The sequence below is a fragment of the Arthrobacter sp. S41 genome, from assembly GCF_004320535.1.
In the GTDB taxonomy this organism is placed as follows: Bacteria; Actinomycetota; Actinomycetes; order Actinomycetales; family Micrococcaceae; genus Glutamicibacter.
Genome location: NZ_SIHY01000001.1, coordinates 1,050,429 through 1,068,523 on the forward strand (window position 1 = coordinate 1,050,429; position 18,095 = coordinate 1,068,523).

The following is an 18,095-nucleotide window of genomic DNA, read 5'->3' on the forward strand; positions in this document are numbered from 1 at the left end:
TTACTACTAGGATAGTCTCATTTGTTGCCAGCCTGCCAGTTGATCTTCACCACTGGTTCATATACCCACCTGGCACACAGAAACGGATTATTCTCGCGGCCGCAAGAAACGTGCTGGTGTCACCAACGACTGAGGGAATTTCTGTCCGATCAAGTCAGCCATTCGTTCAGCTTCCCTTACTTTTTCGTCCTTCGGGTCCAGACTTAGTTGCAATCCATACTCAGGATCCTGCAGTCGCTCCGCGCGAACACCAATTAGTCGCACAGGCTGGGCCAGAGGCGAAAGCTTATTAAGCAAAGACAGCGCAGCATCACCAATGGCCGATGATGAATCCGTCGCGGCACCAAGAGTTTTTGTTCGTGTTAGTCCTGTGAAATCGCGATACTTGATTTTCAGTCCCACACCACCGGCGGCATGCCCTTGGTCACGCAATCTTTTTGCAACCCGATGGCTCAGCCGAAGAAGCTCACCTTCCAGTACTTGCGGGTCAGAAATATCCTCTGCAAATGTGTGCTCTGCCGAGATACTCTTTTCCTCTCGCGTCACCTCGACCGGTCGATAATCTATCCCTTTAGATAAGAGGTGCAAAGATCGGCCGTGCTCCCCCATCCGTGCAACGAGTCGAGACTCCGGCTCCCGCGATAGCTGCCCGACAGTTTCAATACCCAAAGCATGCAGTTGCTCCCCTGTTCGTTTCCCAACGCCCCACATCTTTGACACGGGCAAATCCTCCAGGAACTCTTCGGTCCGCTCCGGAGCAATAACAGCCATCCCATTGGGCTTGGCATAGGTTGAGGCCAACTTGGCAACAAACTTGTTCTTGGCGATTCCCACGCTGGAAGGCAATCCCATGTTTTGGCTAATGTGCTGGCGAATCGTTCGTGCGATCTCCACCGGCCCACCGAGCATGCGCACACTACCAGTGACATCCAAGAATGCTTCGTCAACGCTGACCTGTTCCACCAGTGGAGTCAAGGTTCGGAAATAGGCCATGATCTGTTCTGAGGCTTCGTAATACTTGTGATGGCTCGGTTCAACGATTGTGGCTTCCGGCATCAACGGAATCGCTTGGCTCATCGGCATCGCCGAATGCACTCCCCTAGCCCGGCAGTCATAAGAAGCGGACAGCACCACGCTTCGTCCTTCAGGGAACCCAACTATCACCGGTTTATCAACCAGCTCTGGACGGTCACGCAACTCGACAGAGACGAAGAACGCGTCCATGTCGACATGCAATATCGCTCGATGCCCCATCTTGACCTCCTGGTTCAACCACCCCGAACACAACTACCATACTCGAATATATGTTCGGTTTTCACTATGATGATTATTAGCGCTTGGTTGACCGACAGCGCCGAGCATTCACCGGTAGAGTTGTACCTGCCACCTGTACTTCACTCAAAGAAACGATTTTGCATGTCATTGCCTGATTCTTTGTCCTCCTTCGAGGTCGACGCCATCGATCTTAGCCGCGCCTATACGACAAAAGTCGCGCAGGCACTGGAGGAGTTCCTGGCTACCAAGAGTGTCGAGGTTGGACAAATCACGACCAGTGCCACGGAAATTGTCAACGCTATTACCTCTTTGACGCGTGGCGGCAAACGACTGCGCCCATTGTTCGCCTACTGGGGATTTCTAGGAGCAGGTGGAACTAAGGACTCGCAGGACATCGTCCGACTTGGCGTAGCCTTGGAGCTTTTCCAAGCAGCTGCGCTGATTCATGATGACATCATCGATAACTCGGATACTCGTCGGGGCCAACCAAGTGTGCACAAACGGTTCGAAGCTCAACACCAACAACTCGGCTTGTCCGGCAGCGCCGCCGCTTATGGAACAGCCAGTGCCATCCTTACGGGCGACCTGTGCCTTTCACTGAGTGAGGAAGCCTTCTCTGAAATCAGCGATCTGCCAGCCAACGCGCGTCAGATTTTCAACCGTATGCGAACCCAAGTTATGGCCGGTCAGTATCTGGATGTACTGGAGGAATCGGCTGGCCCTGCCTACGACCCCCGTGAAGCCGTCAAACGCGCACGAACTATCGTGACTTTCAAATCCGCCAAGTACTCGACGGAAAATCCGCTCCTAATAGGTGGTGCACTAGCCGGCGCCAGCGAAGAGCTTCTGGCCCAATATTCTGCTTTCGCGTTGCCTTTGGGCGAAGCGTTCCAGCTGCGCGACGATGTACTGGGCGTATTCGGCGATGCCGATGTAACTGGCAAGCCAACTGGTGGCGATCTTTTGGAAGGTAAACGCACGGAGCTGATTGCGCATGCATTGCTTCTTACAGATGATGCACAACGCGATTTCATTCAGACGCGACTCGGCGCAGCCGATATGACTGACCAAGAAGTTCAGCAACTAAGCAACATACTTCGAGACAGCGGCGCCTTGGCCGCAACAGAGAACAGTATTAGTGAACTTACCGAGCAATCCCAGGAAGCGCTCGAGGCACTAACGATCTCTCCCCTAGCCCTAGCCGGACTACAACAACTGAGCGACGCGGTCACCAAGCGCTCAAAGTAGCCACTGCCGTCTCTATTTCATAACAAAAGGTCTCAACCATCCGTTTGCTCGGAATATGGTTGAGACCTTTTTGTTGCCAGTTTCTCTAACTACTGATGTACGGGAGAACTACCAGCCCAGGGCTTGAGCACGGCGTCGGATTTCTGTTTTGCGGCCCGAACGCAGGGCGTCCATTGGAGTGCCAGGAAGCGAATCATCCTCGGTGAATAGCCACACGATTGATTCTTCGTCCGAGTACGCGGCATCCAAAAGTACCGAGAGCGTACCTTTCAGGCTCTCGACTACCGAGCCGTCTTGGAGAAAATCAGCTGGGATGGAACGAACATTGCGCTCACCAATTCTTACTGACACGATTGCACGCTCATCCAGGAGGCGGTGCACCTGTCGAATGTCGATTTCTAATTCTTCTGCCACATCGGGCAAGGTCAGCCACTGGCCGACGAGATCTACGATTTCCTTCACCCCTCAAGGTTCCCACAAATTCGCAAACTCCGCAGAAACTTTAGAAAAACTGGCCTCAGTAGTTTCCATGCGTCACAGGAGTAGTGTAAATTTCCTTGTATCACTTTGATAACAATTGCATCACGAACAACATTGGGAACTTGCGTCCTTCTGGTTGCCGAGAAGTAAAAACCGTTATTTTCACCGTATATATGAGGATTGACTCCATGCCCCACGAATCCAAACATGTCTCTAAGCATGCGTTAGGCGTAGTAGCAGGCGCGGCTATCCCAGCCGCAGTCATTGGTAGCCTTGCGCTGGCACCAGCAGCGCAGGCAGCTCCCGCATCCCTCCCCAAAGCCTCTGGCAGCCTAGCCAAGGCAATCACCCCAGAAACCATCAAGGTTGCCGAGGAACAGATCAAGGCTCACTTGATCGCATCACGAGTTTCAACCCTCGGATTAGCAGCAAAGCGCGACGTGAAGGAAATCAAGATTCCTGCCGGCGCAACTCTTTCCGGACTGGCTAAGGAATACAACCTCTCAGTATCGGAGCTGAAAAAGCTCAATGGTCTGAAGAGCGATGTCATCATCGCGGGCAAGACTCTCAAGGTTTCCGGCAAGCCCGAATCCTCGAAGTCTTCAAAACAGGATTCCCCTAAGTCCAGCAACTCCTCGGGAACAAAAACTTATACGGTGAAGAGCGGCGACACGCTCAGCGCGATCGCCAGCAAGCACAACATGAGCCTGTCCTCGCTGTTGAGCAAGAACGACATCTCAGCCAGCAAGGTCATCTTCCCGGGTACCAAGTTGAAGGTCAGCGGATCCAGCTCGGATTCGAAAGACCAGAATTCAACATCCAAGCCTAAGAGCAGCTCTTCGAGCTCCGCCACGTACACTGTAAAGGCCGGAGACACCCTCGGCAGCATCGCGGTGAAGCTCAACATGAGCCTGTCCTCGCTATTGAGCAAGAACAACATCTCGGCAAGCAAGGTTATCTTCCCGGGCAACAAGCTGAAGATCAGCGGATCGAGTTCAAGCCACGAGTCCAACTCCTCCAAAAAGGAATCTTCCTCGTCGAGCACCTCGAGCTATACCGTGAAGTCAGGCGATACGCTTGGTGGAATCGCAGTCAAGCACGACATGAGCCTCTCCGAGCTGCTTAAGATCAATGACATCTCGGCCAGCAAGCCAATTTATCCAGGCAGCAAGATCAAGGTTTCGGGTGGTTCTTCTTCCTCTTCGAAGTCGACCGCTCAGAGCAAGCCAAAGGCAACGACTTCCACTTACACCGTGAAGTCCGGTGACACCCTCGGTGGAATCGCAGTCAAGCACGATATGTCTTTGAAGTCTTTGCTCAATCTGAATCCAAATTTGAGCACCAGCTCCCCGCTCAAGATTGGTACCAAGATCAAGGTCTCGGGCTCAACCGTAGCGCCGACGAGCAATGTCAAGAAAGACAAGATCGGCAACACCTTTGAAGGTCGCACCTACGAAGATCATGTTGTCAGCAGCGCCAACGAGAACAAGAACTACCTAGACTCAGTTGACGTTCCAAGCCGCGCAGAAATGCAGGCGTTGATTCGTTCCACCGCTCTGAGCATGGGTGTGGACCCGGCTTTGGCACAGGCACATGCTTATCAGGAATCCGGATTCAACATGCGCTCGGTCTCTCCAGCTAACGCAGTAGGCGTTATGCAGGTCTTGCCAAGCACCAGCGACTGGATTGCTTCCAGCATCGGTCAGAACCTCAACCCGCTGAACCCACGTGACAACGTGGTTGCCGGTGTTGCAGTCATCCGTTACAACTTGAACAACACCGACGACCTGGACACTGCAATCGCAGCGTACTACCAGGGCCTGGGTGGCGTGAAGAAGTACGGCATGTACGAGGACACCAAGCGCTATGTTGCTAGCGTAAAGGCGCACATGAAGAACTTCCGCTAAATTGCAAAAACGATGGTCGGCCAAGCACTTAGATGCTTGGCCGACCATCGTTGTAGCTGCGGTCTTTTGTTTTTGCTTAGGAGTTTCTTCGTTCCAGGTCCAATGGCATGTCGATGAGGACCTTGGTTCCCCCGCCCTCTCTGGGCAACCAACGGATCTCACCGGAGAGTTCACTTGTCACCAAGGTTCGAACGATTTGCAGGCCGAGCCCCTCACGTCGTGGCTCCGGGGGCAAGCCATGACCATTGTCTTCAATGACCACGCGCAGCCAGTCCACACCGTCCGTACCAATGTAGCGCTCTGCGACCAACGAAACCTCGCCGTCGCGTTGCGCCAAACCATGTTCCACAGCGTTGGTAACCAATTCATTGATAACCAACGACAACGGAGTGGCTAGATCAGCGGCCAACATACCAAATTCGCCTTCTCGGCGTGTGGAGACGCGTTGTTCAGGCGACGCGATTTCAACAATCAACCGGAACTGACGGTCCATCAGGTCATCAAATTTCACGGTCTCGTTTAGACCCTTAGACAGGAAGTCGTGAACCGACGCGATGGTCGAGACACGTCGCATTGCCTGTTCCAGGCCCTGCTTGCCATCTTCAGAGGTCATCCGACGCGACTGCATGCGCAGCAAGGCTGCGACTGTCTGCAGGTTGTTCTTGACCCGGTGGTGGATCTCTCGGATAGTCGCGTCCTTGGTGACCAATTCTTTTTCGCGACGACGAAGCTCTGTGACATCGCGGCACAGAACCAGTGCGCCCCAACGTTTGGATTCGTTGCGCAACGGAATTGCACGCAACGAAAGAGTGACACCACGGTGTTCAACTTCGGTACGCCACGGCATCTTGCCCTGAAGCACCAGCGGGAGTGTTTCGTCTACCACCCGGCGGTCGCTGACCAAAGCCATGGTCAAGTCGGCTAGTGGCTGGCCTTGAAGGACATCCGCGGCACCGAGACGACGGAAACCAGATACAGCGTTGGGGCTCGCGAATTCAACAACACCATCAACACTGAGTCGAATAAAACCATCACCGGCGCGTGGTGCACCTCGACGTGAACCGGTGGGGCTGCCAAATTCTGGCCAGAGGCCGTGGGTACCCATTTTTAGCAGGTCATCTGCGCTTTGCCGGTACACCAATTCCAGGTTGGACGGGGTCCGTGATTGGTTCGGATCAAAGTGCGAGGTAATGACGGCTACGGGACGATTCTGGCGGACCAGAGGAATCGCTTGAACCGTGGTTAGGCCCAAGATGATGTCGTTACCGACCTGCTCCGCGGAGCGTTGAATTTGCAAGGTTTCCCATGCCTGATCCACCATGAGCCGTAAATCTTTACGAATGCGCTCTCCAACAAAGTCACTATGGAAAGCAGTGTGAGAAGTTGAAGGGCGCACATGCGCTAAGGCTACATAAGAGCCATCGCCGGTGGGGAACCACAACACAAGGTCAGAGAATGAGAGATCCGAGACCAGTTGCCAGTCCCCCACCAGCAGGTGGAGCCAGTCCTCATCACCGGGTGCTAGCGCAGCGCGTTGACGTAATTCTTCGGTGATGAGTGCCATTGGCGGTATTTACCTTCGTACGATGGAACGCAACAGGCGAAGGGCAACGGACAGAGACGCCATGTCGTCTCGTTCGAGGCTGTTCACTTCAGCAAACATTGTCTTCGCACGATCTAGGTTAGCCGCGTTTACGTTCTCCCAAGCAGCAACACGCTCTGATGGATCTGCAATATCCCCATGCGCTTCCAAGATGTTGCCGGTCAGATCCATGATTGTTGTGTACAGGTCGTCACGCATCGCTGCACGAGCCAGCGCCTGCCAACGATCCGATCGAGGCAATCGCGTAATCCGATTCAACAGACTGTCCACGCCAAACAGGTCGTAAAGCACGAAGTACGTTTCCGCTACCTTGATTGGAGAAATCGAAGTGCGGTGCACATACTGCGCGATGTCCAGCAAAGCGAAGGACTCGAACTGCGTAGCCCACATGCTCGCACGAAGTTCTGGAATGTCGTATCCCAGCGCTTCGTCACGCCATTCGTTAAACCGCACAAGGTCTTTTCCACGAAGGATAGTAGGCAAGGCCTTACGCAGCTGCGTCACGGTGTCCTTGAAGCGATTTACCGCCTCGGTGACTAGTAGCTGCTCATCGACGCCGTTGATGAACCAACGGGTGGCGCGGTCCAGCAAACGACGCATGTCGTGGTGCTGACGTCCCCAGTGATCCAGGCTAGTTCCTGCAGGCTGGGCATTGATGGCATCAAACTGACGGTCAAATCCGTAGATCTCGCGCAGTGCGCAGAAGACCTTGGCGATCTGAACTTCGTTGGCACCAGTTTCTTCCATTGCGCGGAATACGTAGGTGATACCGCCGACGTTGACTACGTCATTGGCAACTACGGTGGCAATGATTTCCTTACGCAGCGGATGGCTCTGCAGCTGATCTCCGAATCGCTCTACGAGCTTTTCAGGGAAGTACCCGCGCAGGATCTGCGCGAAGTACGGATCATCAGCAATATCCGATTCAGTCAACGCATTAGCCAACTGGATCTTGGAATATGCGGCGAGCACCGAAAGTTCTGGAGTCGTCATGGCTCCGCCCGAGGCCCGGCGTTCTTCAAGCTGTGCGGTGCTTGGCAGGAATTCCAACTCGCGGTTGAGGTCCGCTGCGGATTCAAGCCACTGCATGAGGCGCTCATAGGCAGGAGCCCACGCCAACGCTGCATGCTTTTCGTTGAGCAACAACACGTTCTGCTCGAAGTTGGTCTTCAAAACAAGGTCGCCAACATTGTCAGTCATCGACAGCAAGAAATCAGTGCGCTCTTCAGTGCTCAAGTTTCCGGCTGCGATCTGACGATCAACAAATATCTTGATGTTGACTTCACGGTCTGAGGTATCAACGCCAGCAGAGTTATCAATGGCGTCGGTATTGAGCAGTACACCGTTATTAGCAGCTTCGATACGACCCAGCTGGGTCATGCCCAAGTTACCGCCTTCACCGACCACGTTGGCACGCAGGTCCTTGCCGTCAATGCGGAATGCATCGTTGGCGCGGTCTCCGACCTGACCGTTGGTTTCGGTGGATGCCTTGACGTAGGTGCCAATGCCGCCGTTGTACAGCAGGTCAACCGGAGCGGACAGAATTGCCTTGAGCAATTCGTTAGGGCTCATCTTGACCGTTCCAGCGCTCAGTCCCAAGACTTCGCGGACCTCTGCAGTAATCGGGATCGACTTGAGGCTTCGCGAGTACACGCCGCCACCAGCCGAGATGAGTTCCTTGTTGTAGTCCGCCCAGCTGGAGCGAGGCAGGTCGTACAGGCGCTGACGTTCGTCAAAAGCAACCTGCGCGTTCGGTGTTGGGTCCAAGAAAATGTCGCGGTGGTCAAAGGCCGCCAGCAACTTCACGGTCGGAGTACGACGCAGTCCGTTACCGAAGACGTCGCCGGACATGTCGCCCACGCCTACTGCGCTGAACTCATCACTCTGGGTATCAACACCGAGCTGGAAGAAGTGACGCTTGACCGATTCCCACGCACCTCGCGCGGTGATGCCCATGCCCTTGTGGTCATAACCAACCGAACCGCCCGAAGCGAAGGCATCGCCCAGCCAGTGTCCCTTTTCTGCGGACAGTGAGTTAGCGATATCGGAGAAGCTTGCAGTGCCCTTATCGGCAGCAACAACCAGGTACGAGTCATCGCCATCGCGGCGCACAACGTTTTCGGGAGCTACGATGTGCTCCCCCTCTGCGTCGGCCACCATGTTGTCGGTCAGCTGCAGCAAGGTGCTGATGAAGACCTTGTACGCGCCCTTGCCTTCTTCAAGCCAGGCGCCACGATCCTGAGCAGGGTTAGGCAGCTGCTTGGCGTAGAAGCCACCCTTAGCTCCGGTCGGAACGATGACCGAGTTCTTCACCATCTGAGCCTTGACTAGCCCAAGAACTTCGGTACGGAAGTCTTCTCGACGGTCCGACCAACGTAGGCCACCGCGTGCAACGGCTCCGAACCTGAAGTGGGTTCCTTCAACGCGTGGCGAGTAAACCCACAACTCGTGCTTTGGACGTGGGAACGGCGCAAAGTCGATCTCCTCAGGAGCCAGCTTGAAGGCCAACGCCTGATGAGCGGTGAAGTAGTTGGTTCGCTTGGTAGCTTCAATGACCTTGACGAAGCGGCGAAGCAAGGTATCAGCGTCCAGTGTTGGCACTGCTTCAAGTGCTTGCGCAATCTTTTCCTTAGCAGCTTCACGAGCTACCTCGGATGCTTCACTGCTCAAGGCAGGATCGAAGGTAGCTTGGAAAAGCTCCACAATGCTGTGGGTTACCGAAGCGTTGTCCACCAGGGTGTTGGCGATAAAGCCGGTGGAGTTAGGCACTCCGAGCTGCAACAGGTAGTGAGCGTAGGCGCGCAACATGGCCACCTGCTCCCAGGACAGTCCTTCGCGCAAAACCAACGCATTCAAGCTGTCGGATTCAGCTACGTTGCGAACTACCGCGCTGTAAGCTTCAGCCAGTTTGGTTTCGACAGAGCTGAAATCGATCGCTTCATCGAACTTCAAACCCATGTCGTATATGTAGCGCTGTCCGATGCCCTCTGGGTTCAACTCGTAAGGTCGTTCATCAACAACCTCAAGTCCCAGATCCTGCAGTACTGGCAAGATCCGTGAGAGCAACAAAGGACGCGTCACGAAAATCTTCATGCGCTTTGAGACTGGTGATTTTTCATCACGGCTGGTCGGGTCGTAGAAGGAAACGACCGGTCCGCTTTCAGTATCTTCATCAAGGCTGGAAAGCAGGTTGACGTCCTTGAACGCATCCTCAATTTCAAACTGAACCTTGTAGGCAGCCGGGAAGGCCTCGGCCCAAGCGTTGGAGAGCGTATTGGCGTCGCCCAGTTCCAAGTTGGTTCGCGCGGTGTCAACGATGGCATCAGACCAGGAGCGAACGGCCTTAGCAATACGTTCCTCTAGAGCGTTACGGTCCACCTGCGGGTTGGATCCGTTGCGCTGCAGACGTAGGCGGTAGAACAGTCGGACCAATGCGCCGGCACCAAGCTGTGCTTCGTACTCAACCGAGTCCGCATTGAAGGTGTCCTGCAGTTCCTGCTCAACACGCAGTCGTACCGCGGTGGAGAAACGATCACGGGGCAAGAAGACCATTGCGGTGACAAAGCGACCGTAATCGTCGGTGCGCACGAAGACTGAAGTGCGACGTCGTTCCTGCAGACGCAGGATTCCCAGTGCGGTTTGGGTCAGGTCCTCCACCGTAATCTGGAACATCTCATCACGAGGGTAGCTTTCCAAGATGGTGGTGATGTCCTTGCCAGAGTGGGAATTCACAGCGAATCCCGTGCTCTTCAGGACGGCCTGAACCTTCTCGCGAACTACTGGAACGGTCTTGACGCTTGAGGTGTAAACGCTAGAGGCGAATAGACCGATGAAGCGGCGTTCACCGTTAACTTCACCGTTAGCGTCAAAGCTCTTCACACCTACGTAGTCCAGGTACACGCCACGGTGCACCGTTGAACGTGAGTTAGCTTTGGTAATGATCAGCGCGCTCTTATCGCGTGCGGTGATGCGACCTTGCTTGGTCAAATGCTGCGGGCCCTGAGATTCAACTTCCCGCATGAGTCCAAGGCCGCTACCAGCACGGGCAACAAGAACTTCTTCACCATCAACGCATTCCAGATCGTATTCTCGGTATCCGAGGAATGTGAACTGACCATCTGCCATCCAGTCGAGCAGCTCAGCTGCCTGGGACAGCTCTGCGATCTGTTCAGCGTGCGCGGTCTGTGGCAGGGTATGCGCGATGTTTTTTGCCTGGTCCAACATTTCTGGCCAGTCGTTGACCGCAACGCGAACATCTGACAGAACGCTGTAGAGTCGCTCCACCAGTTCTTCAGCCTGCTGATCGCTCAACTCACGAGCCAGTTCGATGGAAATCCATGATTCGACATGGGTGGCCGAACCTGCGGAGATCAGGGTGCTGAGATCAGACAGCGCTGCGGTGTCACCACTGGCAACATGCTGTAGGCCTGCGTGGCTAATCTTGACGATTTCGCCACTTTGATCATCACGAGAGACCACAAAAGTCGGGTGTACCACGAGCTGAATTGGCGAATTAAGCTGAACCAATGCTGCGGTGACCGAATCAACCAAGAATGGCATGTCATCGGTGACGATGTGAACTACGGAGATTCCGTTATTTCGAGTGATGGCAACGTTAGGGGTATCCGCTTCGCGCTCATAACCGATTTCAAGGTGTGCCGCCACTCGCGATTCGAGTTCGTCGGGCCGGTAGGCCGCCACGTCCTCGGTCGCAATCTGGCCATAGTACTCGCTCACCAATTTTGGGGTGAGAGTCGCATCCATGAATGATTCTGACATGCTGGATTCCGACGAGTTCAACTGAACGCCTCCAAGAACAAAGTTCGATGTGCCCGCGCCGTTGCGGGTCACTAGTCTAATCAACCCTACCCGGTTTTCACGTCCTGAGTTCGTGCATTCCTGCTAAATCGACGAGTTGCCCGTTTCTTGGGGATATCCGTAGATTTTATGCCGGTCAAAGACCGAATTTCAGAACGCAATGAACTCTTAGGTGCAATCTCCAGTAAAGGGCTTCCTGCTAACACTGACGCACTACAGACGGCGCTGTCATTGGGCATAAAGCCAACCACGTCGTGCATTGGACCAAAGCGATCCCAAGCTTCGATTAATCGGCGTTTTGGACTGCGTCCGCTACTGGAGACGCTGACCCTGTTGAAAACAATTTTTGGTTGCAGACCCCCATAGGATTCTTCAAGTTCGTCGATGGCACGCAAGGCTCGTGGAATGCCGACGCTATCTGAATTCACGACCATGAAAATGTCATCCGAACACTGAAGCATCTCAACGGTCACTGCGTTGCGTTGAGGTGCTTGGGTGTCAAAGCTCAGCTGTTCGTCCATGGCAATGTGTGGCGCCAAGTCTAGGACGACCACGTCATAGTGTTCCTTGAACGTCATTGACGCTCGCCGCAATGCCGAGGCCCGCACTTCAGGCCATCTGCTCGAACGAGGAATTCCAGTACCTACCCGAATCGTGGTGTCACCGACTTGGACCAGCGAGCAAGCGGCATTGAGCCGAGCGATGTCCGAGCTACCCGAGTCAATGATGCGGCAAATTTGGGCTACCGATGCCGATTCATCCATAAGGCCCAGCTGAATGGATATCGAGGCAGCGTAAGTATCGGCATCGAGTAGTACAACGTTTTTTCCTGCGGCTGCTAGCTCCACCGCGTAGTTCAACGCGATAGTGCTTCGCCCTGGAGAGCCAGGTGCACTCCAGAAGCTAACGATCTTTCCCGCGGTACGCGGTTCCTTTTCGGTCAGGTGTGGGGAGACCTTGTCCTTGCTGCTTTCAGGTTGCCTCAGCGAAAGAACCGTAGCTGCAATTCGCTGTTCAAGATCTGAAATCGCAATGTCTGCTGGCACTTGTAGAACATCTGGCGTGGGTTTGAGATCGGATGGGTTTTCTAGCATGCAGACTATCGCTGTGCGGTTGATCAGCAAGTCATCAACTTGTTCCATGGGCGGGACAAGATGCGAGTCGGCTACTAGCAAGACGTCCGCGGCTCCCGTGGCGCAGGCGGCGACAGCTTCAGCAATGTCAGAGCAAACACGGGTGACAATGAGTTCACCTTGGTAGCCCTCAATCTGCCTGACGATGGATTCTTGACCTCCCAACACCACTACTGAGATGCTCATTCTGCTGCCCCGGCCGGGTTGTAGATCACGATGATCCTCGAATCATTGGCCAAGGCTTGGAGCAGTGGTTCAAGTTGGTTTGGTTCCACGAGGAGTTCTAGGTTGGTTCCTTGCCTGTCTACTAGTCCCCCGCCACTTTCAACGCGTGCAGCGACTTCAACCATTGAGGACAGCTTCTCTGGAACGCCGTAGCTATTGCCGCCTGATTCTTTTTTGGCAATCCATACATCCACGAAGCTTCCCGGTGCGATTGACGAGGTTAGATCCGCTGGCAGCTCCACATTGATCGGTCGTCGTGAGCCGAGCTCGCTCTGAGTAACCGAGGTGACCGGAATCAGTTCCCCGGCGCTGACAAAGGTGTTCACCCGAGAGTTCTTGTCTAACCCGGAAGCCGGGTGCAGATACTTCCCCGCGGTGTCGCCGAGCTGAACTTCTTGGGTTTTCAGGTTTTCTTCGGTCAATTGTTCGCCGAGGGTAATGTTTGAGCGCGCCACGTAGACCGTTGTTGTTTCGTGCATTGCGCCGATGAGATACATTGTCCCGGCTACCGAAGCAAGCACAAGGATGGCGCCAAGGGCCAGCCTCGGGTCTTTCCACCCTGGACGCCGGACACGCGCAGCTTTTGTTGTGCGCTCACCTTGGACTATTTGGTCACTCATCAAGGCTCAACCCTCCGCCAGTGGATGTGCTTATGAATCGTGAGCCTACGACAACTTGGGCTTCTAGAAAAGACCTTTTCTTGGCTGTGGATCAATTAAGCGTTGTTGCAACCACCCAGCCGATGGACTCCAGCGGGATCAAGAGATTGCCTGAGATTCGTCCTGGGCGGGCAAATTCATCACGCGGGTGAACGTCGATAATCAGGTAATCCTTGGCAACTTGGGCCAAGGTTCCTTCAGCCAGTGCATTGCCGTCGCGGCCGTGAATCTGGCACCTTGACCTATCCCGCAGCAGACCTCGAATGACGCTGGCGAACCTTATGGATTTGCTCTGATGCCGCCAGCTAAGGCCGGAGCCTTGGGTCTGGGGCAAAGCAATTGACTCGACTGCTTGGCGCCTGATGACCCACTGTGATCGGTCTGTTTCCAGGCAGAGATAGTCAGTAGACACGGGCCCGAGAGTTGCACGAATTTCAGTTGCTCCGGATAACCGGATTGTCAGTTCTAGGCCCTGGAAGCGCGCCAATGTCTGAGTGAGCTCAGCAGTTGATCTTTCAATGCGGACATTCTCAGAAATTTCGTCGCGCAGTTGAGCACGGTTTTGCTCATCCAGTTGAGCTTCAAGATCGTCAAAGAGTGAATCCCAGCGCATGTGGCAACTGTACGAGACAAAAACTTGTTTCAACACCCTCTTCACAAAATCACGGCAAAGTGTCATCATTGCTACCAAATGACATCAAATTGTATTAAACAGATGCTAAGGAAGTGATTTGGATGAGCTTGTCGAGGGTATTCGCCATCTTCTTGTTGTTTGCCGTCTCGGGGTCAGTCCTCGTTTTTGTTGGCATTCACTGGATCATCGACTTCCATGCGATCAGCGCTACCTCGGATCCGAGCTCATACATTGTGCTGTTACTCAGCCTGGCAACCTTGTCCCTAGCCACCTTGTACGCAATTCACTACGGGGCACGTCGGCTGCTTATTTGGGCCATGGCCCGCCGCCACATTCCTACCATCCGGTTTTTCCAACGAGTTGCTCCACGATTCACACGCAAGGTACTCGGATCTTTGCTCGGGACCTCAATCGTTCTTTCATCCGCGGTCGCGGCTAACGCCGCGCCGGTGACTCCCCTGGAAAACCACGCCTCCGTTGAAAGCGCAGAGAAGAACGTGGATCCACAACGATCAGAACCTAAACAACGAAGCGTTCCCAATGCTCAGTGGTTCCCCGAACAAGTCAGCGTTCCAATGAACAACTTGATCTCGCAGACCCCACAGCCAAAGCGGGAGCCGGCAAAGTCGGGAGCTGAGGTGGTGGTTGCCGAAGGCGAAACGTTGTGGAGCATTTCAGCCAAACGCCTCGGAGCCCAGGCCACTGCCGAAGAAATATCAACCTACTGGCCGCAAATCTACAAAGCCAATGAGCAAGTCATCGGTCCAGATCCTGATCACTTAGAAATCGGTACCGTCCTAGAGCTTCCACCCACGCGTTAGCACCACAAAGAAACAACCACCCATCAATGATCATTAGGAGTCATCATGAGCACCATCACCCCACGGAGCCTAGGTAAGGAACGACTCTCCGACGACCCAGCATTCCCCGACACGTCTTTTGGTGTTGAAGCAAGCTCAGCACCAAGCGGTAGCGCCGAAACTCCGTGCAATAGTCCAGCCCATTTGAGTAGGGCCATGGACAACATTTTCCGTAGGAACGAGGGCTACCGAACGGAACGTCGGGCTGTCGTTGAGATCTCGTACTCCGTCGCCCGTGCGGTTTTTGAGATCGTTGCTGGCTATCGCAGCGTCAGCCAGTTGGCCTTTGTTGTTGAGCCTAATTGCATCGACAAGCTCCGTCGTAGGGCACTACTAGAGACTTCCCGCTACACGGTAGATCCAGTACCTGGCACTGCACATGGGCAAATCATTTCCTTGCACCTGGATCACTGTTTTTCAGGGGCGTGGGAATGCACAGCCATCATCGGCTTTAAAGACCGCGTCCGCGCCGTAGCTCTCAAGATTGAGCCATGGCACGGACGTTGGCAAGTCACAGATGTGGAACTTATTTAGTTACGCTTGGACTTCTTTTTCTTCTTACCGTTGGTAGCTGGAGCACGCTTGGTGCTAGCTTCGCCGTCTTCATCAGGACCAGTGAACTGCAGGTTCTTCGGCTTCGCTGATTCGTCGACAGGCGCTGCTTCTTCAACGGCGTCAGAACCCGATGGGATATCAAGGTTGAACAAGGCACCGATGCTTTCCTCGCGGATGCCTTCCATCATGGTCTGGAACATCGTGTAACCCTCACGCTGGTATTCAACCAACGGGTCACGCTGCGCCATGGCACGAAGTCCGATACCTTCCTTGAGGTAATCCATCTCGTACAGGTGTTCCTGCCACTTGCGACCAATGGTCGAAAGCACCACTCGGCGTTCCAGATCTCGCATGGTCGATGAACCAACAAGCTTTTCACGCTCTTCGTACTGGTACTGCGCGTCCGAAAGGATTTCGCGTTCCAAGAAGGATCCGGAGAGGTGGCCAATGCCACCGGCTTCTTCAACAACTTCGTCAACGGTGATACCGATTGGGTACAGCTGCTTGAGGTTAGTCCACAGGGACTTGAGTTCCCACTCATCTGGGTTGCCCACCTGCGTGGCTTCCAAGACCATGGCCTTGACGACGTCCTCTAGGAAGTGGCCGACCTTCTCTTCAAGGTCACCACCTTCGAGGATGGCTCGACGGTCAGCGTAGATAGCTTCACGCTGGCGGTTCATCACGTCATCGTACTTGAGCACGTTTTTACGCTGTTCGGCGTTAACGCCCTCAACCTGAGCCTGTGCTGACTCAATGGCGCGGGAAACCATCTTGGATTCCAGTGCCACATCTTCAGGCATTGAAGGGTTGTTCATGATGCGCTCTGCCATGCCGGAGTTGAATCGACGCATCAAATCATCGGTCATCGACAGGTAGAAGCGTGATTCACCCGGGTCGCCCTGGCGTCCGGCACGACCACGCAGCTGGTTATCGATGCGGCGGGACTCGTGGCGTTCGGTACCAAGCACGTAAAGGCCGCCGAGTTCGGCAACTTCCTTGGATTCGGTAGCGACGGTTTGTTTTGCTTTGGCAAAAACTTCGTCCCAAACCTTGTTGTACTCGTCCGGGTTGTTCTCTGCGTTCAAGCCACGACGTTCCATCTCAGCGACTGCCAAGAATTCTGGGTTACCACCGAGCATGATGTCGGTACCGCGACCGGCCATGTTGGTAGATACGGTCACGCCGCTCTTGCGACCAGCCATAGCTACAACGGCCGCTTCACGGGCGTGCTGCTTTGCATTCAGTACCTCGTGGCGGATGCCCTTTTTGGACAACAGACGCGAGAGGTATTCGCTCTTTTCCACGCTGGTGGTACCAACCAGAACTGGCTGACCGGTGGCGTGACGTTCAGCGATGTCCTCAACAACAGCGTTGAACTTAGCGACTTCATTCTTGTAAATGTAGTCGGACTGATCCATACGGATCGCTGGCTTATTGGTAGGGATTTCCACTACGCCCAGCTTGTAGGTGCCCATGAACTCGGCAGCCTCGGTCTGCGCGGTACCGGTCATGCCCGAAATCTTGTCGTACATGCGGAAGTAGTTCTGCAGCGTGATCGTGGCCAGAGTCTGATTCTCCGCCTTGATGCTGACGCTTTCCTTGGCTTCAATAGCCTGGTGCATGCCCTCGGAGTAGCGACGGCCCTGCAATGCACGACCAGTGTGCTCGTCAACGATCATTACTTCGCCGTTGACTACAACATAGTCTTTGTCCTTCTTGAACAATTCTTTGGCCTTGATGGCATTGTTCAAGAAGCCGATCAGCGGGGTGTTGTTGGCTTCGTAGAGGTTATCGATGCCGAGGTAGTCCTCAACCTTTTCAATTCCCGATTCCAGTACACCGATGGTGCGCTTCTTCTCGTCAACTTCGTAGTCGTCTTCGCGCTTGAGCGTTGAGACTATCTTCGAGAAGACGGTGTACCAGCGGTTAACGTCGCCCGAAGCCTGTCCGGAGATGATCAGTGGGGTACGAGCCTCATCGATCAAGATCGAGTCGACCTCATCAACGATGACAAAGTTGTGGCCACGCTGGACGAGCTCGTCCTTGCTCCATGCCATGTTGTCACGCAGGTAATCGAAGCCGAATTCGTTGTTCGTACCGTAGGTGATATCTGCTTCGTACTGCTTGCGACGCTCTTCTGGCTTCATGCTGGCCAGGATGCAACCGCAGGTCAGACCTAGGAAGCGGAAGACGCGTCCCATAAGGTCGGACTGGTACTGGGCGAGGAAGTCGTTGGTGGTGACCACGTGGACGCCCTTGCCGCTTAGGGCGTTGAGATACGCCGGCGCCGTAGCCACCAGAGTTTTACCTTCACCGGTACGCATTTCAGCGATATTACCCAGGTGCAGGGCGGCTCCACCCATCAGCTGAACGTCAAAGTGGCGCATTCCAAGAACACGATCAGACGCTTCTCGAACCACTGCGAATGCTTCGGGGAGCAAATCTTCCAGCGTCTCGCCGTTAGCCAAACGTTCGCGGAACTTGTCGGTTTCGCCCTTGAGCTCTTCGTCTGAAAGTTCGCGAATTTCGACTTCCAACGTATTGATTGTGTCGGCGTACTTACGAAGAACCTTTAAGGTCTTCTTGTCGCCGGTACGCAAAATACGTTCTAGCAATGATGCCACGTGGTAGCTCCCAATATCTCAAGCACAGTATTTTCTGGCGTCTTTAGTCTACGTGAGGAAATCAGCGCTTCTGG

12 protein-coding genes are annotated in these 18,095 nt (G+C 54.3%); 4 read left to right on the forward strand and 8 right to left on the reverse strand.

All coding sequences use genetic code 11. The features are described 5' to 3' along the window. Positions 1 to 87: 87 nt before the first annotated feature. A complete protein-coding gene (gene dinB, locus EYR88_RS04820; RefSeq protein WP_131088569.1) occupies positions 88 to 1,254 on the reverse strand; it encodes a DNA polymerase IV in 1,167 nt (388 codons plus the stop codon). A 162-nt stretch (positions 1,255 to 1,416) separates the two neighbouring features. Between dinB and EYR88_RS04825 the strand changes: the two genes are divergently transcribed. Next, positions 1,417 to 2,523, forward strand: a complete 1,107-nt coding sequence (locus EYR88_RS04825; RefSeq protein WP_131088570.1) for a polyprenyl synthetase family protein — start codon at positions 1,417 to 1,419, stop codon at positions 2,521 to 2,523. 108 nt (positions 2,524 to 2,631) lie between these two features. Here EYR88_RS04825 and EYR88_RS04830 read toward each other — a convergent pair whose 3' ends face one another. Beyond that, positions 2,632 to 2,985, reverse strand: a complete 354-nt coding sequence (locus EYR88_RS04830; RefSeq protein ID WP_131088571.1) for an Rv2175c family DNA-binding protein — start codon at positions 2,983 to 2,985, stop codon at positions 2,632 to 2,634. A 206-nt stretch (positions 2,986 to 3,191) separates the two neighbouring features. On the opposite strand from EYR88_RS04830, the gene EYR88_RS04835 reads away from it, so the two are divergent. Next, positions 3,192 to 4,910: a LysM peptidoglycan-binding domain-containing protein gene (locus EYR88_RS04835; RefSeq protein WP_165477275.1), complete on the forward strand. Its 1,719-nt coding sequence runs from the start codon at positions 3,192 to 3,194 to the stop codon at positions 4,908 to 4,910. A 76-nt stretch (positions 4,911 to 4,986) separates the two neighbouring features. Here the strand turns inward: EYR88_RS04835 and EYR88_RS04840 are convergent, their stop codons facing one another. From EYR88_RS04840 to EYR88_RS04860, 5 genes are all read right to left on the reverse strand, one after another. Beyond that, the gene (locus EYR88_RS04840) at positions 4,987 to 6,474 is read right to left on the reverse strand and encodes a PAS domain-containing sensor histidine kinase (RefSeq protein ID WP_131088573.1); all 1,488 of its coding nucleotides are present in this window, start codon (positions 6,472 to 6,474) and stop codon (positions 4,987 to 4,989) included. A 9-nt stretch (positions 6,475 to 6,483) separates the two neighbouring features. Next, a complete protein-coding gene (locus EYR88_RS04845) occupies positions 6,484 to 11,292 on the reverse strand; it encodes an NAD-glutamate dehydrogenase (protein WP_242632454.1) in 4,809 nt (1,602 codons plus the stop codon). 86 nt (positions 11,293 to 11,378) lie between these two features. Continuing rightward, entirely contained in the window at positions 11,379 to 12,650 is a 1,272-nt protein-coding gene (locus tag EYR88_RS04850) for an AAA family ATPase (RefSeq protein ID WP_131088574.1), read from the reverse strand. Further along, on the reverse strand, positions 12,647 to 13,309 hold the full coding sequence (locus tag EYR88_RS04855; protein ID WP_131088575.1) for an SAF domain-containing protein: 663 nt from the start codon (positions 13,307 to 13,309) through the stop codon (positions 12,647 to 12,649). The genes EYR88_RS04850 and EYR88_RS04855 overlap by 4 nt, the downstream gene beginning before the upstream one ends. A 91-nt stretch (positions 13,310 to 13,400) precedes the next feature. Further along, positions 13,401 to 13,961, reverse strand: a complete 561-nt coding sequence (locus EYR88_RS04860; RefSeq protein ID WP_131088576.1) for a hypothetical protein — start codon at positions 13,959 to 13,961, stop codon at positions 13,401 to 13,403. Between the two features lie 122 nt (positions 13,962 to 14,083). Between EYR88_RS04860 and EYR88_RS04865 the strand changes: the two genes are divergently transcribed. Both EYR88_RS04865 and EYR88_RS04870 read left to right on the forward strand, forming a co-directional pair. Then, positions 14,084 to 14,803 carry a LysM peptidoglycan-binding domain-containing protein gene (locus EYR88_RS04865; protein WP_131088577.1) on the forward strand — a complete coding sequence of 240 codons (720 nt, stop codon included), beginning with the start codon at positions 14,084 to 14,086 and terminating at the stop codon, positions 14,801 to 14,803. Between the two features lie 45 nt (positions 14,804 to 14,848). After that, complete coding sequence (locus tag EYR88_RS04870) at positions 14,849 to 15,376, forward strand: Rv3235 family protein (protein ID WP_131088578.1); 528 nt, start codon at positions 14,849 to 14,851, stop codon at positions 15,374 to 15,376. Here EYR88_RS04870 and secA read toward each other — a convergent pair. Next, on the reverse strand, positions 15,373 to 18,021 hold the full coding sequence (gene secA, locus EYR88_RS04875) for a preprotein translocase subunit SecA (protein WP_131088579.1): 2,649 nt from the start codon (positions 18,019 to 18,021) through the stop codon (positions 15,373 to 15,375). The genes EYR88_RS04870 and secA overlap by 4 nt on opposite strands. Positions 18,022 to 18,095: the final 74 nt, after the last annotated feature.

Excerpts from the sequence above, each read along its gene's own strand:
- dinB (WP_131088569.1), bottom strand. The coding sequence starts at position 1,254 with ATGGGGCATCGAGCGATATTGCATGTCGACATGGACGCGTTCTTCGTC.
- EYR88_RS04825 (WP_131088570.1), top strand. The coding sequence starts at position 1,417 with ATGTCATTGCCTGATTCTTTGTCCTCCTTCGAGGTCGACGCCATCGAT.
- EYR88_RS04835 (WP_165477275.1), top strand. The coding sequence starts at position 3,192 with ATGCCCCACGAATCCAAACATGTCTCTAAGCATGCGTTAGGCGTAGTA.
- EYR88_RS04840 (WP_131088573.1), bottom strand. The coding sequence starts at position 6,474 with ATGGCACTCATCACCGAAGAATTACGTCAACGCGCTGCGCTAGCACCC.
- EYR88_RS04845 (WP_242632454.1), bottom strand. The coding sequence starts at position 11,292 with ATGTCAGAATCATTCATGGATGCGACTCTCACCCCAAAATTGGTGAGC.
- EYR88_RS04850 (WP_131088574.1), bottom strand. The coding sequence starts at position 12,650 with ATGAGCATCTCAGTAGTGGTGTTGGGAGGTCAAGAATCCATCGTCAGG.
- EYR88_RS04855 (WP_131088575.1), bottom strand. The coding sequence starts at position 13,309 with ATGAGTGACCAAATAGTCCAAGGTGAGCGCACAACAAAAGCTGCGCGT.
- EYR88_RS04860 (WP_131088576.1), bottom strand. The coding sequence starts at position 13,961 with ATGCGCTGGGATTCACTCTTTGACGATCTTGAAGCTCAACTGGATGAG.
- EYR88_RS04865 (WP_131088577.1), top strand. The coding sequence starts at position 14,084 with ATGAGCTTGTCGAGGGTATTCGCCATCTTCTTGTTGTTTGCCGTCTCG.
- EYR88_RS04870 (WP_131088578.1), top strand. The coding sequence starts at position 14,849 with ATGAGCACCATCACCCCACGGAGCCTAGGTAAGGAACGACTCTCCGAC.